Source organism: Streptomyces sp. NPDC026092 (assembly GCF_040638605.1).
Taxonomy (GTDB): domain Bacteria; phylum Actinomycetota; class Actinomycetes; order Streptomycetales; family Streptomycetaceae; genus Streptomyces.
In genome coordinates this window covers 403,522-417,616 of the sequence record NZ_JBEZYN010000006.1, presented here as the reverse complement: position 1 = coordinate 417,616, position 14,095 = coordinate 403,522, and the positions used below count along the sequence as shown (strand labels likewise).

Below are 14,095 nucleotides of genomic sequence, written 5' to 3'. Positions count from 1 at the left end.
GCCCGGTTACATTCCGAACCCGGAAGCTAAGCCTTTCAGCGCCGATGGTACTGCAGGGGGGACCCTGTGGGAGAGTAGGACGCCGCCGAACAATCATTGTGGGAAAGCCCCGCACCTTATGGTGCGGGGCTTTTCTGCGTTTACGGCCCATCCAGCAGCCGCCCGTGCTCAGGGCTCAGTGCTCCGGGGTTACCAGGCGGGTGTCGTAGGCCAGGATCACCGCCTGGACGCGGTCCCGGGCGCCGGTCTTCGCCAGGACGCGGCTGATGTGGGTCTTCACCGTTGATTCCGCGAGGTGCAGACGTTCGGCGATCTCCGTGTTCGTCCAGCCCTGGCCGATGACCGTGAGGATCTCGCGTTCCCGGTCCGTCAGGGACTTCAGGCGGGGGTCCTCGCGCGGCTCGCCCTGGGCGGTCGTGGTCGCGGGGAGGTGGTGGATGTACGCGTCCAGGAGGCGGCGGGTCAGGCTCGGGGCCACCACCGCGTCGCCGCTCGCGACCGCGCGGATGCCGGAAAGCAGCTCCTCGGGCTGGGCGTCCTTGACGAGGAAGCCGCTGGCGCCGGCGCGCAGGCCCTCGTAGGCGTACTCGTCGAGGTCGAAGGTCGTGACGATCAGGACGCGGGTGCGGGCGCCGGCCGCGACGATGCGGCGGGTGGCCTCGATGCCGTCGAGGCCGGGCATCCGGATGTCCATCAGGACGACGTCCGGGCGGAAGCGGTCCACGAGGCGGATCGCCTCGGTGCCGTTCGGCGCCTCGCCGACGACCGTCATGTCGTCCTGGCTCTCCAACAGCATGCGGAAGCCGAAGCGTTGCATCGCCTGGTCGTCCGCGATCAGCACCGTCGTCACGAGAGGGAGTCCTCCAGGGGAAGTCGAAGTCGTACGCGCCAGCCGCCTTCGGGCAGCGGTGCGGCTTCGAGTGTGCCGTCGTAGAGCTTCGCGCGCTCGTGCATTCCTGTGATGCCTTGGCCGGAGGTCTGAGGGGTGTCATCCGGCTCCGGCCGGCTTTGGGCAGTGTTCGTCACCTCCGTCGTCACCTCCGCCTCGGTGTACGTGAGGACGACCGTGGACTCCGCGCCTTCGCCCGCGTGCTTGAGGGCGTTCGTCAGGGCTTCCTGGACGACCCGGTAGACCGTCAGTTGGGCGCCGGCGGGGAGGTCTTGGGTGGGGCCCTTCGTCTCCAGGCGTACCGGCAGGCCTGCTTTCCGTACGCCGGTGATCAGGGCGTCCAGGTCGGCCAGGGTGGGCTGGGGGGCGCGTACCGCTTCGCTGCGGAGGAGGCGGCGGAGTTCGGCGAGGGCCTGGCGGCTGGTCGTGCCGATGGCGTCGAGGGCCTCCGCCGCGCGTTCGGGGTTCTTGGCCGCCGCGTACCGGCCGCCGTCGGCGAGGCCGGTGATGACGGAGAGGTTGTGGCCGATGATGTCGTGCATCTCGCGGTTGATCCGGTTGCGTTCGGCGGCGGCGGCGAGCTGGGCCTGCTGGTCGCGCTCGACTTCGAGGCGGCGGGCCCGGTCGATGAGTGCCGCGGTGTAGTCCTGGCGGGAGCGGACGGCGATGCCGAGGAGGGCGACCATCGCGTACGCCCACAGGGTGGGGACGATCTGCTGGTCCCAACTGCCTTGCGGGAAGCGGGCCGCCCCCACCACCAGGGGCGGGGAGAGGAGGGCTAGCGTCCACAGGAGGGTGCGTGGGGGGCGGCGGAGCGCGATGTGGAAGACCACGATCATCTGGAGCAGACCGGCCTGGAGGAACGCGCCCGTCCAGTTGCTGAGCAGCGCCGCACCCGCCATCACCGCGAGGGCGGTGAGGGGGTGGCGGCGCCGCCAGAAGAGGGGGAGGGCGAAGGCCAGGCTCATGGCCACGACGAGGCCGACCGGTACGGACGGGTCACGGGCGATGTTCCGCCAGCCGCCCGACGCGTCGACCAGAGCCGCCACCGTCCAGAAGGCGGTGAGCAGTCCGTCCCAGACCCAGGGTCGGCGGGCGTCGTAGGCCCGTACGCGTTCGGTCTGCCGCTGGAGGTAGCGGCTGAGCGGTGCCGTTTGGCGTGCCGGGTGCGGTGCTTGGTGCGGTGCCGTCTGCGGTTCGGGGGTCGGTTCCGGGCTCACCCCGCCATCCTCATACGTCACGTCGCTTCAGCAACAGCGCCGGGACGATCAGAGTCGCTGCCGCCCACAGGCACAGGGCGAGCAGTCCGGCGCCCGGGGATGCCGCGTTCGGCAGCGGGGTGGCCGAGCCGAGGGCGCCGGCCGCCTGGGTGGGGAAGTACCGGATCGCCGTCTCCACGGCGTCGTACGGGAGCATCCCGAGGACCTCCGGCAGGATCATGACGCCGCCGATGAAGGCGCCGATGCCGCCCGGTACCGAGCGGAGCGCGGCGCCGAGGCCGAGGGCGAGGACGCTGAGGAGCGTGACGCCGGCGGCGTTGCCCGCGATGGCGGCGAGGACGCCGTCGTCGGCGAGGGAGGCCGCCTGGTCGGTGTCCGAGAGGAAGATCTGCGCGACGAGGAAGGTGATCAGGGCGGTCACGAACGAGACGGTGAAGACGACCGCCGTGAAGACCGCGGCCTTCGCCCAGAGGACGGGGGTCCGGCGCGGTACGGCGGTGAGGGAGGCTCTGATCATGCCGGTCGAGTACTCGCCCGCGGTGACCAGGATGCCGAGGACGGCGAGGCAGATGCCGCCGAGCTGGGAGCCGTAGAGGGTGAGGATGACGGTGTCGACGTCGGAGTCGCCGCCGTCGGAGGTGTACGTGGCGCCCATGAGGATGCCGACGCCGAGGAGGAAGGCGACCGAGGCGAGGACGGTGATCCAGGTGGAGCGGACCGTCCACAGCTTGTGCCATTCGGAGCGGAGCACTCGGGCCGGGGTGATGGCGGGAGCGAGGGTGGGAGCGGTGGTCGTGGCTGGGGTGGTCATGCTGCGGCTCCTTGGTATTCGACCGAGTCGTGGGTGAGGTCCATGAACGCCTGCTCCAGTGAGGCGGTCTGCGGGGTGAGTTCGTACAGCGGTACGCCGTGGGTGGCTGCCGTGCGGCCGATCGCCGCCGCGTCCGTGCCCGTGATGCGGAGGGTGTCGGGGGACTCGCCGGGTTCCGTCGTGATCGCCGCTCCGGGGAGCAGTTCGCGCAGGCGCGCCGGTTCGGGGGTGACGACCTTGACCGAGGCGCCGCCCGACTCCCGTACGAGCGCGTCGACGGTCGTGTCGGCGAGGAGGCGGCCCTTGCCGATGACGATCAGGTGGTCGGCGGTCAGGGCCATCTCGCTCATCAGGTGGGAGGAGACGAGGACGGTACGGCCGTCGGCGGCCAGGGACTTGAGGAGCGTACGGATCCACAGCACGCCCTCCGGGTCGAGGCCGTTCACGGGCTCGTCGAGGACGATCGTGCGCGGGTCGCCGAGGAGGGCGGCGGCGATGCCGAGGCGCTGGCCCATGCCGAGGGAGAAGCCCTTGACCCGGCGGCGGGCGACGTCGGTGAGGCCGGTCAGGCCGAGGACGTGCTCGACGCGGGAGCGGGGGATGCCGTGGGTGTGGGCGAGGGCCATGAGGTGGTGGTACGCCGAGCGGCCCGGGTGGACCGAGCGGGCCTCCAGGAGCGCGCCGACCTGGGTGAGGGGCGCGGGGTGGGCGGCGTACGCGCGGCCGTTGATCGTGGCGCGGCCGCGGGTGGGGGCGTCGAGGCCGAGGAGCATGCGCAGGGTGGTGGACTTGCCGGCGCCGTTGGGGCCGAGGAAGCCGGTGACGGTGCCGGGGTGGACGGTGAAGCTGAGGTCCTGGACGACGGTCCTGTTCCCGTACCGCTTGGTGAGTTCGTCAGCTCGGATCATGTCCACGACGCTACGGAGCGGGCGGCGGGGGATCGTCCGACCGGGGGTGGGGGTGGGGGGAGGGGTGTAGTACCGGGGTACGACGGGCTCGCGGCCCTGCTGCGGTGCGGAAACCGGTTGTCGGGGGTGGTGGGCTGCGTCGAGGATCGGGGCATGCGCTATCTGATACGTACGATCCGTGCCGACGAGTGGGAGCGGTGCCGCGAGATCCGGCTCGCGTCGCTGCAGGACCCGGTGGCGAAGATCGCCTTCCTCGACACGTACGAGGCCGCCGTGACGCGGTCCGATTCCTTCTGGCGGGAGCGGGCGGAGGGCGCGTCGGAGAGCGGGACGAGCGTCCGGCAGTTCGTGGCCGAGGCCCCGGACGGGAGCTGGGCGGGCACGATCACGCTGCTGGTGGAGCGGCCGTCGGACGAGGTGCGCTTCGGGGAGCCGGCGAAGACCGACCAGACGCACATCGTGGGCGTGTACGTGCGGCCCGAGGCGCGCGGTACGGGGGTGATCGACGCGCTGTTCCGGGCGGGGGTGGAGTGGTCCTGGGCGCTGCAGGAGCCGGTGATCGGGCGGGTGCGGCTGTACGTCCACGAGGACAACGCGCGGGCCGCCGCGTTCTATCGGCGATTCGGCTTCGTCGAGACGGGGGAGCGGGTGGTGGTGCCGGGGGACGCCGAGGCGCTTGAGGTGGAGTACGAGGTGGTGCGGCCCCGCGGGTGACGCGGACTGGCTCCGGTGCGTGGGTAGCTGGGATCCTGGTGGTTCCAGCGAACTCGGGGGAATCGTGCAGGAGTTGATGCCGGGTGACCCGGCGGCGATCGGTCCGTACCGGCTGACGGGGCGGCTCGGCGCGGGCGGGATGGGGCAGGTCTTCCTGGGCCATTCGGTCAGTGGGCGGCGGGTCGCGGTGAAGGTGGTGCGGCCCGAGCTCGCGGCGGATCCGGGGTTCCGGCTGCGGTTCCGGCGCGAGATCGAGGCGGCCCGTGCCGTGGGCGGCTTCTGGACGGCTCCGGTCGTGGACGCCGATCCGGAGGCCGTGGCGCCGTGGGTGGCCAGCGCGTACATCGAGGCGCCTGACCTCGGGCGGCTCGTCGAGAACGAAGGGCCCTTGGTCGAGGGGGCGTTGCGGGGGCTGGCCACGGGGCTTGCGGAGGCCCTCGAGGCGATCCACCGGGCCGGTCTCGTGCACCGGGACATGAAGCCCTCGAACGTCCTGGTCACCGGGGACGGGCCCCGGGTCATCGACTTCGGCATCTCCAAGGCCCTGGAGGGCGGGATGACGCTGACGGGGACCGGGCTCGTGGTCGGCACGCCGGGGTTCATGTCGCCGGAACAGGCGACGGGGGCGCGTGTGGGCGCGCCGAGCGACGTCTTCTCGCTGGGCGCGGTCCTGGCCTTCGCGGCGACGGGCGACGGGCCGTTCGGGGTCGGCAGTGTGCCCGCGCTGCTGTACCGGGTGGTGCACGACGTGCCCCGGCTCGACGGTGTTCCGGACGGGATACGGGGAGTGGTGGCGCGCTGCCTGGAGAAGCGGGCGGAGGAGCGGCCGACGGCGGGTCAGCTCCTCGATCTGCTGGGCGAGGTGGTGGCGGAGGCCGCGGTCGCGCCTACGGCTGTCATGACGGAGGCGGTGACTCCGGCCATGCCGGCCGCCGCGCCCGCCGTGACGCCCGCCGTGACGCCTGCCGTGACGCCTGCCGCAACGCGTACCGAACCGCCGGAGCGGGCCGGGCAGCAGGTCGGCGACGGTGATGCGCAGGCGGTGGTGAAGGCCTCCACGTCCACCCGGACGGGGAGGAACTGGCTGCTTCTTGGCGCGTCGCCCCTGATCCTCGGCTTCGCGTTCCTCACCGCCACCGCGGGGGGCACCTTGGCCGGGGGTCTCGCCGGTCTGGTGGCGGCGGTGGGCGCGGTGGTGCTCGGGCTGCGGAGGCAGGAGCGGGAGGTCCAGGTGCGGGCGGACGCGCGGGGGCTGGTGGTGGTCCGCGACGGGGTGCGGTGGAGCGAGGCGTGGGACCGGCTCGACTTCGTCACCCTTGTTCCTCGGGGTGGTTCGGCGCACGAGTGGTCCCTGCTCGCCGTCGCGCGCGGAGGTGGTGGCCGGCCGGTACCGCCCGCGCTGAAGGGCGGGACGGAGGCGGGCTCGGTCCGGCTCGACCTGCGGTTCCCCGACGCGAGCACGGCGCGGGCGCGGATCCAGCGGCTCCACGTCACGTTGGAGCGGTTCGCCGAGGCGGTCTACGAGGCGGACCGGGCGGTCCTGACCCGCTGAACGGGCCGGGCGTGGTCGGCTACGGCGTGAGGAGCTGCTCCTGCCAGCGCGCGCGGGCCTGTTCCTGGGAGCGGAGGAGGGCCAGGGTGGGGAGGCCCGTGTCCTGGCCGGTCGTCAGGAGGTCCGGGAGTTGGGGGAGCGGGGCCACGGCGGCGGCGTCGTCGAGGACGAGGGTCAGTGGTGGGTCGAGCCGACCGTCGGATGACCGTGCGGCCATGCGGCGGCCGTGCTCGACCACGCTTGCGGTGAGGGCGGTGAGCAGAGGCATCGCGCCGGGGCGGCTGCGCGGGTCCTCGATCGGTTCACCGACCACATAGAGAGTGCCCCCTTCGGCGACGAAAGATTCCAGCGTCAGCGAATCAGTTCGATTCGGGGTGCAGGCGTCCCTGATGTGGATCGAGGAGAGCGCGGAGAGCGTCCGCGCGGTCAACTCCTGGGCGATCTCGCGCCGTTCCGGGTGCGCGGTGAGCGCGGACTCCAGGAGGCCGGCGTGGCCCGGGGCCGCCTTGGGGTGCGTACGGAGGATCCGTACGGGCTCGTGGGCGCCCGTGCCCTGCGCCCAGCGGTGGACCTGCTTGAAGGGGCGGTCGTCCAGGGCCGCGGCGTGCAGCCAGCAGCGCAGGAGCGTTTCCGCGGTGTCGGCCACGGCGGCGTCCAAGCGGGACGGCGGGCGTACGGGGGCGAGGAGGGCGACCGCCCGTTCCTGCGCCCGCGCCGGGTCCTCGCAGCCGGCGGACGGGGACCAGTGGAGGCGGGCGGGGGTGTCGCAGAGGTGACCGGGGTCGTACACGAGGACGGGGCCGAGCTTGCCCCGGGCGTCCTTGGTGTCTGCCCACAGGGTCGGGTCGGAGGTGACGACGAGCACGGCCCCCTCGGCGTCCTGGAGGGCCTGGAGCGCGGCGGGGCGGCGGGTGGCCGGGGTGCCGTAGACGAGCCCGGTGCGGGGGACGGGAGGGGCGGGGGTCGACAGGGGCGGGGCCGTGACCACTTCGACCACTTCGGTGACCTCAGCCACCTCAGTCACCCTCGCCTCGTCCAGAGGCCTCCTGGGCGCGGGCGCGGCCATGACCTCCGTACGCTCCACAGGCCTCTCCTCGTACGTCCCCCCTCGCCTCCCCGCCCGTACCGTCCTCCACCGCGCCAGCGTCCCCACCACGAACACCGTGAGCACCACCAGCACCATCAGCTCGCCGATGAGCAGGCCCCAGAACAGCCCGTACCCCGAGAGTTCGCCCGCCGGGGTGTCCGGCCAGGCGGTCGGCAGGTCCTGGGGGCCGCTGATCAGGGCGCGGACGGCCTTGGGGGTGCGGGTGAAGGTGACTCCGTCCGGCCAGGCGCCCTTGGAGAAGAGGGCGGCCAGGCCGGTCGCCGTCCAGACGAGCACCGTCAGGCCGACGGGGATGCCGACCAGGGCGAGGACGAGGCCGTCCGGCACCCCGCCCTGCCCGCCGCCCTGCTGTCCGCCGTGGCGCTGTTCCTGCGTGGTCTTCCGCATCGTTCGTTCGTTCGCCCGCCCGCTCGTTCGCCCGCTCACGCCACCGTCGACCGGGAGGGGTCGTTGAGCTGCTGCTCCATGAGGGCGGCGCGCTGTTCCGTCTCCCACTCCAGCTCCGGGTCGACGGCCGGGTCGACCGACGACTCCGTCATGGCGCGGTCGGTGTAGACGAGTGGCCGCTCCCTCTCCGTGATGAGGTGTTTGACCACCTGCACATTGCCGTTGACGTCCCAGACCGCGATGCCGGGGGTGAGGGTCGGGATGATCTCGACCGCCCACCTCGGCAGGCCGAGCACCCGTCCCGTAGCCCTTGCCTCGTCGGCTTTCTGGGCATAAATGGTGCGGGTGGAGGCCATCTTGAGGATCGCCGCGGCCTCCCGGGCCGCCGCGCCGTCGACGACGTCCGAGAGGTGGTGGACGACCGCGACGAAGGACAGGCCGAGCCGCCGGCCGAACTTGAGCAGCCGCTGGAACAGCTGCGCCACGAACGGGCTGTTGATGATGTGCCAGGCCTCCTCGACCAGGAAGATGCGCTTCTTCCGGTCGGGGCGGATCCAGGTGTGCTCCAGCCACACGCCGACGATCGCCATCAGGATGGGCATGGCGATGGAGTTGCGGTCGATGTGGGACAGGTCGAAGACGATGAGCGGCGCGTCGAGGTCGATGCCGACCGTGGTCGGACCGTCGAACATGCCGCGCAGGTCGCCGTCGACCAGCCGGTCCAGGACGAGCGCGACGTCCAGGCCCCAGGCGCGGACATCGTCTATGTCGACGTTCATCGCCTCCGCCGACTCCGCCTCCGGGTGCCGGAGCTGCTCGACGATGTCGGTCAGGATGGGCTGGCGGTCGGTGATGTGCTCGTTGACGTACGCGTGGGCGACCTTGAGCGCGAAGCCGGAGCGCTCGTCTAGGCCGTGGCCCATCGCGACCTCGATGATCGTACGGAGCAGGGCCAGCTGCCCGGTCGTGGTGATCGACGGGTCGAGCGGGTTGAGCCGGATGCCGGCGTCGACGGCGACCATCGGGTCGAGGCGGATGGGGGTTATCCCCAGCTCCTGCGCGATGAGGTTCCACTCGCCGACGCCGTCCTCGCCCTGCGCGTCGAGGACGACGACCTGTCGGTCGCGGAAGCGCAACTGCCGCAGGACGTACGTCTTCTCGAGCGCCGACTTGCCGTTGCCGGACTCGCCGAGGACGAGCCAGTGGGGGGCCGGGAGCTGCTGGCCGTACAGCTGGAAGGGGTCGTAGATGTACCCCTTGCCGCTGTAGACCTCGCGGCCGATGATCACGCCGGAGTCGCCGAGGCCGGGGGCGGCCGTCGGCAGGTAGACGGCCTGGGCCTGGCCGGTCGAGGTGCGGACGGGCAGGCGGGTCGTCTCCACCTTCCCGAAGAGGAAGGAGGTGAAGGCTTCGGTGAGGGCGGAGAGTGGATCTCGCATGTGCACGGGCCCCTTAGCGGCTGGCGTGGCGTGGCTGGCGGCTAGTGGCGGGTGGCTAGCGGCGGATGCCGGTCGCGAACGGCAGGGTGTTCACAAAGGCCCGGTGGTGCTCGCGGTCGCACCACTCCAGCTTCAGGTACGACTTGCCCGCGGAGGCCCTGATCGTGCGCTTGTCCCTGGCCAGGGCTTCGGGGGAGCGCGACGACACAGTGATGTACCCGACGAGGTTGACCCCGGCCGCGCCGCTGGCGAGATCTTCACCCCGCTGGTCGAGCCGGCCGTGCGCGGCGATGTCGCGCGGGTCGACCGTGCGGTTCATCTTGGCCTGACGGGAGGCCTCGGCCTCGTCGTTGGTCTTCTCGGTGAGCATGCGCTCGATGGCGACCTCGGTGGGTTCGAGGTCCATCGTCACCGCGACCGTACGGATCACGTCGGGGGTGTGGACGAGCAGCGGGGCGAGGAAGTTGACGCCGACCGGGGTCATCGGCCACTCCTTCACCCAGGCGGTGGCGTGGCACCAGGGGGCGCGGGTGGAGGACTCGCGGGTCTTGGCCTGGAGGTAGGTGGGCTCCATCGCGTCGAGTTCGGCGGGCCAAGCGTTTCGTTTCGTCATCGCCTGGATGTGGTCGATGGGGTGGTCCGGGTCGTACATGGAGTGCACGAGGGACGCGAGCCGGGACTGCCCGAGGGGCTGCCGTACGCGGATGTCGGCCTCGGCGAGCCGGGCGCAGATGTCGGTGAGCTCGCGGGCCATGACGACGGCGAGGCCGGCGTCGCGGTCGAGCTTGCGGGCGCCGGAGGTGTGGCGGGCCGCGCGGGCCATGGCGTTGGCCTCGGCGGCGAGTTCGCGGGTGTAGTGCATGCACGCGACGAGGTAGGCGCGGTGCTGCTCGCTGGAGGTGGAGACCATCGACTGGAGCTGCTCGTACGACTCCTGGAGCCAGCCGGGGGCCTGTGCGTCGCCGCGCTGGGCGACGTCCTTGGCGTGGGCGTCGGGGTCGGCGGGGAGCGTACGGGCGAGCATCTGGAGGCGGGTGACGAAGCCGTCTCCGTTGGCGACGTGCTTGAGCAGCGTGCCGAAACGGTCCACCAGGGCTTCCTGGTCCTCGCTGTCGCGCAGGCCGACGCCGGGGCCCTCGATCTCGATGGCGGCGGTGACGGTGCGGCGGTCGGCGTGCAGGAGGACGGCGATCTCGTCGGGGCCGAAGGGGGCGGAGAGCCAGTTGATCCGGCCGATGCCGGGCGGCGGGCCGACCTCGACCTCGCGGCCGTCGAGCCGTACGCCGGCCTCGGCTGCGGCGGAGCGGTAGGCGGTGCCGCGCTTGAGGGACCGCTTGTAGCTGCGGTTGATCTCAAACCATTTGTAGAAGGTGCGGTGCTTGTACGGGACGTACACGGCGGCGAGCGCGAGGACGGGGAAGCCGGCGAGCAGCGCGATCCGCAGGGGCAGGGCGGGGACGAGGAGTCCGCTCATCATGCCGAGGAAGGCGCCGGCGATGATGAGGGCGATCTCGCCGGTCTCACGGTTCTTGCCGACGATCGCGTTCGGCCGGGCTCGGCCGATGAGATACGTACGGCGGGGCGCGACCGGCTGGGACTGGGTCGTCAACGCCCTCCACCTCCTGTGCTTCCTGTGGATCCGGTGTTCCTGCGGCTGCTGTGCGGGGTGCCCGAGGTGGGGCTGCTGCTACGCGGCGGGGGTGCGGCGGAGGGGACAGATCCGCCGCCGCCCCCTGCGTTACCGGCGCTGCCGCGGCTGCTGTGCGCGGCGACTCCGCCGGAGAGCGGGTTGGCGGGGCGTGGGGCGCCGCCGCTGTTCTGGTTGCCTCCGCCGCCGCTGTCGCGGGTGCTGTGGGTCTTGATGCCCTGGGAGACGAGGGAGGCGGGGGAGGAGAGGACGGCCGCGGCGGCGTTCTCGCCGGCGCGGTGGATGCGGTTGTTGCGGGAGGCGACGATCTCGTCGCCGAAGCCGGGGACGAAGCGGTAGATCATCGCGGAGGCGAAGATCGCGAGCAGGATGATCGCGAGCCCGGAGACGACGGCGGAGAAGGAGTCGGGGCCGGTCCCGGAGGAGAGCGCGCCGGCGAGGCCGAGGACGATGACGATGACCGGCTTGACCAGGATGATCGCGATCATGATCCCGGCCCAGCGGCGGACGTGGCCCCACATGTTCTTGTCGACGAGGCCGGAGTAGACGACGACGCCGAGGAGGGCGCCGACGTAGAGCATGACGGCGCGCAGGAAGAGCTCGAGGTAGAGGACGCCGGCGGCGAGGATGCTGACGAGCGAGACGATGATCAGCATGATCGGCCCGCCGCCGATCTGGTCGCCCTTCTGGAGGGCCTCCTTGAAGCTGCCGAAGAAGACGTCGGTCTGTTGACCGGTGCCGGCGGCGATGACTTCGGTGACGGCGTCGGTGGCGTTGACGACGGTGTAGAGGATGAGCGGGGTGAAGGCGGAGGCGAGGACGGTCAGCCAGAGGAAGCCGATGGCCTCGGAGATGGCGGTGGTGAGGGGGACGCCTCGGATGGCTCGCTTGGCGACGGCGAGGAGCCAGAGGAGGAGGGTGAGGAAGGTGGCGGCGGCGAAGACGATGGCGTAGCGGCCGAGGAACTCGAGGTTGGTGAAGTCGACGTCGGCGGTCTCTTTGACGGCCTTGGAGAGCGCGTCGACGATCGACACGGCGGCGTCGGCGCAGCCGCGGGCGAGGGAGGCGAGGGGGTCGAGGGAGGCGGTGGGGTCGGGGGTGGTGCGGCCACCGGTGCCGGGTTCGCCATTGGTGCAGTACTCGCGGGCCGGCCCCGCGATGAGCGCGCACGGATCGCTGCTCGCCCCGGGCGACGGCGTCGAGCTGGGGGTCGGTGTGGGCGTGGGAGCCGCTGCCGCCCGCGGCGCCAGGGCGACGAGCGCCACCTGGGCGGCGACCAGTACGGGCAGAACGGCTCGGCCGCTGCGCAGACGGTTAGCGGGCATACGTGAATCCCCCGAATTCCTTCACCGCGTCGGCGATCTCCTCCGAGCCCGAGACCGGGTTGTCCCCGTTGACCGGAGTGGGGCCCGTCTTCTGCGTGGTCGACAGGACCTTCCAGTCGGAATCGCTCCAGGCGAGCTTCAGGGTGACCGTGAACCAGCCGTTGGTCACCGGCTTGGTGGACGCTTCCCCTGTGAGGCCGAAGAGGCCGACACACCAGACGTCGACGTCCGCCGTCTCGGCGGAGTAGCTCGTCACCTTCGTGCCGGCCGGCACTGTGCGGCTGACGAATGTCGCCCCGGCAGGGGCGCTCCCGTCCGGCGTCAGCCCGATCTGCTTCAGGAAGTCCTGCGAGTAGTCGGCGTCGAATCCCGCCTGGAGCTCGTCGAGGGTGCTCGGAGCGGCGATCGCGCCCACGATGTCGTGGCGACGCTCGGTGTTGAACATCCCGTCAGAACCCAGCGCCACCGCATAGTTCGACGCCGCGCTCTGCGCCCCCTGCTCGTCCCGTGCGAACCCCGTCGGGATCGTGCCGTTCTTGCCCGGGACCGGGCGGACGCCTGTCGCTGCCGTGGGGGCCTGTTTGCCCGAGGAGGGGGTGGAGCCCGAGGTGTTGTCCGTGTCCGGGTCGCCGCCGCCTCTGTTCGCGAAGGCGATCGCGGCGATCAGCAGGACCACCACGCCGACCGCCGTGATCAGTGAGCGTGAGCCGCGCGGGCGGCGTGCGGGGGCGTACGGGTCGCCCGTGCCGCCCTCGGGGAGGCGTGTGCGGGTCTGGCCGGAGCCGCCCATGCCGCTGCCGCCGAAGCCGTCGTTGTCGTCGCCGAGGCTCATGGCGAACACGCCCTCTCAACCGTGTGGTGACTGGACATCAGACTGGACATCAGGAAAAGCAACCGACCCGGACGTCAGACGGCCATGCCGTACACGATCGTGAACAGCGTCCCCAGCGAGCCGATGATGAAGACGCCGGTCAGGCCGGCCACGATCAGGCCCTTGCCCTGTTCCGCGCTGAACGTGTCCCGGAGCGCGGTCGCGCCGATGCGCTGCTTGGCCGCTCCCCAGATGGCGATGCCGAGACAGAGCAGGATGGCCACGGCCATCACGACCTCAATCATCACCTTGGCTTCATTGCCCAGGCTCCCGAAAGGCCCCCAGTTCGGGGCGATTCCACCGATGATGGTGGTGATGTCGCCCTCTTCGGCCGCCAGGTACATGTAACTCACCGCCCCTGTTGGGTAGTTCGTCGCCCCTGCCCGATGGCATGGGTCATCGCCCTATCTTCGCTGATGAAACCGCTCGCGTGTGACGGCTTGACGGCTCTCTTTACCCGATCCCCGTACATGTGACCGGTCCGACCGTCTTGACCTGCGACGGTGTGGCCGGTTTCTATGCGAGGAAGCGTATGGTCACTCTGTGTATCACGGAGGGTGACTCCGGGCAATGACTGTCGTTGTTGCACTCTTGGGGTGGTGGCGCGGCTGGTCAGGCGTATGACGCGACCAGGCGCGCGAGGTGACGGCCCGCCAGGAGCAGCGGGGTCTCCGAGCGCGTGACCTGCGCGGTGACCTCCGCGCCCTCCAGCGTGTTGATGACCGTCGCCGCGAGGTCCCGGGCCTCGGGGCCGGGGAGGCCGCAGCCGAGGAGCTTGTCCTCGACGACGCGCTGCCACGTCAGGAACGCCTCGGCGCAGGCGCGTTGGATGGCGTTGTCCGTGCCCAGGGTCTCCAGCGCGGCCGCGGTGACCGGGCAGCCGTCGATCCAGCCGGAGTCGCGGAGTTCGCGGGCCAGGAGGCGGGCGCAGGCGTCGACCGCGGCGGCGGGGTCGTCCTCGCCGTCCAGTGCGGTACGCAGCATCGCGGCGAACTCCTCGCGGCTGTGCGTCATCGCCTCGACCGCGACGGCCTCCTTGCCGCCGGGGAAGAAGTGGTACACGGAGCCGAGGGTGGCCTCCGCCTCCTGGGCGATCTGCTTGATGCCCGTGCCGACGTAGCCCTGGCGCTGGATGAGGCGGGCGGCGGCGACGACGATCCGCTCGCGGGTGCCGACGGTGCTGGTCTGCATGCGGTGATTCTAGCGAGGTCGCTCATTAAGTA

The 14,095-nt window shown here is 71.5% G+C and carries 13 protein-coding genes and 1 rRNA gene; 3 read left to right on the top strand and 11 right to left on the bottom strand.

From position 1 onward, the window contains the following. Positions 1 to 91 (top strand): 5S ribosomal RNA (gene rrf, locus AB0F56_RS13320); the annotation flags it as partial. An 84-nt stretch (positions 92 to 175) separates the two neighbouring features. Here the strand turns inward: rrf and AB0F56_RS13315 are convergent. Genes AB0F56_RS13315 through AB0F56_RS13300 form a run of 4 tightly spaced genes read right to left on the bottom strand, consistent with a single transcriptional unit; the run spans position 176 to position 3,828 of the window. Beyond that, the gene (locus AB0F56_RS13315; RefSeq protein ID WP_362007846.1) at positions 176 to 850 is read right to left on the bottom strand and encodes a response regulator transcription factor; all 675 of its coding nucleotides are present in this window, start codon (positions 848 to 850) and stop codon (positions 176 to 178) included. Further along, positions 847 to 2,109: a histidine kinase gene (locus tag AB0F56_RS13310; RefSeq protein ID WP_362007843.1), complete on the bottom strand. Its 1,263-nt coding sequence runs from the start codon at positions 2,107 to 2,109 to the stop codon at positions 847 to 849. Before AB0F56_RS13310 ends, AB0F56_RS13315 begins: the two co-directional genes overlap by 4 nt. Positions 2,110 to 2,119: 10 nt before the next feature. Further along, the gene (locus AB0F56_RS13305; RefSeq protein ID WP_362007840.1) at positions 2,120 to 2,920 is read right to left on the bottom strand and encodes an ABC transporter permease; all 801 of its coding nucleotides are present in this window, start codon (positions 2,918 to 2,920) and stop codon (positions 2,120 to 2,122) included. Next, a complete protein-coding gene (locus tag AB0F56_RS13300) occupies positions 2,917 to 3,828 on the bottom strand; it encodes an ATP-binding cassette domain-containing protein (RefSeq protein WP_362007837.1) in 912 nt (303 codons plus the stop codon). Before AB0F56_RS13300 ends, AB0F56_RS13305 begins: the two co-directional genes overlap by 4 nt. A gap of 153 nt (positions 3,829 to 3,981) precedes the next feature. On the opposite strand from AB0F56_RS13300, the gene AB0F56_RS13295 reads away from it, so the two are divergent. Together AB0F56_RS13295 and AB0F56_RS13290 are read left to right on the top strand one after the other, a co-directional pair. Then, positions 3,982 to 4,542: a GNAT family N-acetyltransferase gene (locus AB0F56_RS13295; RefSeq protein ID WP_362007834.1), complete on the top strand. Its 561-nt coding sequence runs from the start codon at positions 3,982 to 3,984 to the stop codon at positions 4,540 to 4,542. A 76-nt stretch (positions 4,543 to 4,618) separates the two neighbouring features. Continuing rightward, positions 4,619 to 6,094, top strand: coding sequence for a serine/threonine-protein kinase (locus AB0F56_RS13290; protein ID WP_362007831.1), 1,476 nt, complete (start codon positions 4,619 to 4,621; stop codon positions 6,092 to 6,094). Between the two features lie 19 nt (positions 6,095 to 6,113). Here AB0F56_RS13290 and AB0F56_RS13285 read toward each other — a convergent pair whose 3' ends face one another. The 7 genes from AB0F56_RS13285 to AB0F56_RS13255 all read right to left on the bottom strand — a co-directional run bounded on the left by AB0F56_RS13285 (position 6,114) and on the right by AB0F56_RS13255 (position 14,063). Further along, complete coding sequence (locus AB0F56_RS13285; protein WP_362007829.1) at positions 6,114 to 7,589, bottom strand: type IV secretory system conjugative DNA transfer family protein; 1,476 nt, start codon at positions 7,587 to 7,589, stop codon at positions 6,114 to 6,116. Positions 7,590 to 7,624: 35 nt separating this feature from the next. Further along, positions 7,625 to 9,028, bottom strand: coding sequence for an ATP-binding protein (locus AB0F56_RS13280; RefSeq protein ID WP_362007827.1), 1,404 nt, complete (start codon positions 9,026 to 9,028; stop codon positions 7,625 to 7,627). A 55-nt stretch (positions 9,029 to 9,083) separates the two neighbouring features. After that, a complete protein-coding gene (locus AB0F56_RS13275; protein WP_362007824.1) occupies positions 9,084 to 10,637 on the bottom strand; it encodes an SCO6880 family protein in 1,554 nt (517 codons plus the stop codon). Then, complete coding sequence (locus AB0F56_RS13270) at positions 10,634 to 12,001, bottom strand: hypothetical protein (protein WP_362007822.1); 1,368 nt, start codon at positions 11,999 to 12,001, stop codon at positions 10,634 to 10,636. The genes AB0F56_RS13275 and AB0F56_RS13270 overlap by 4 nt, the downstream gene beginning before the upstream one ends. Then, positions 11,991 to 12,833, bottom strand: coding sequence for a hypothetical protein (locus AB0F56_RS13265; protein WP_362007908.1), 843 nt, complete (start codon positions 12,831 to 12,833; stop codon positions 11,991 to 11,993). The genes AB0F56_RS13270 and AB0F56_RS13265 overlap by 11 nt, the downstream gene beginning before the upstream one ends. Before the next feature lie 74 nt (positions 12,834 to 12,907). Continuing rightward, a complete protein-coding gene (locus tag AB0F56_RS13260; protein ID WP_260230621.1) occupies positions 12,908 to 13,216 on the bottom strand; it encodes a hypothetical protein in 309 nt (102 codons plus the stop codon). Positions 13,217 to 13,484: 268 nt separating this feature from the next. Continuing rightward, positions 13,485 to 14,063 carry a TetR/AcrR family transcriptional regulator gene (locus AB0F56_RS13255; protein WP_362007819.1) on the bottom strand — a complete coding sequence of 193 codons (579 nt, stop codon included), beginning with the start codon at positions 14,061 to 14,063 and terminating at the stop codon, positions 13,485 to 13,487. Positions 14,064 to 14,095 lie beyond the last annotated feature (32 nt).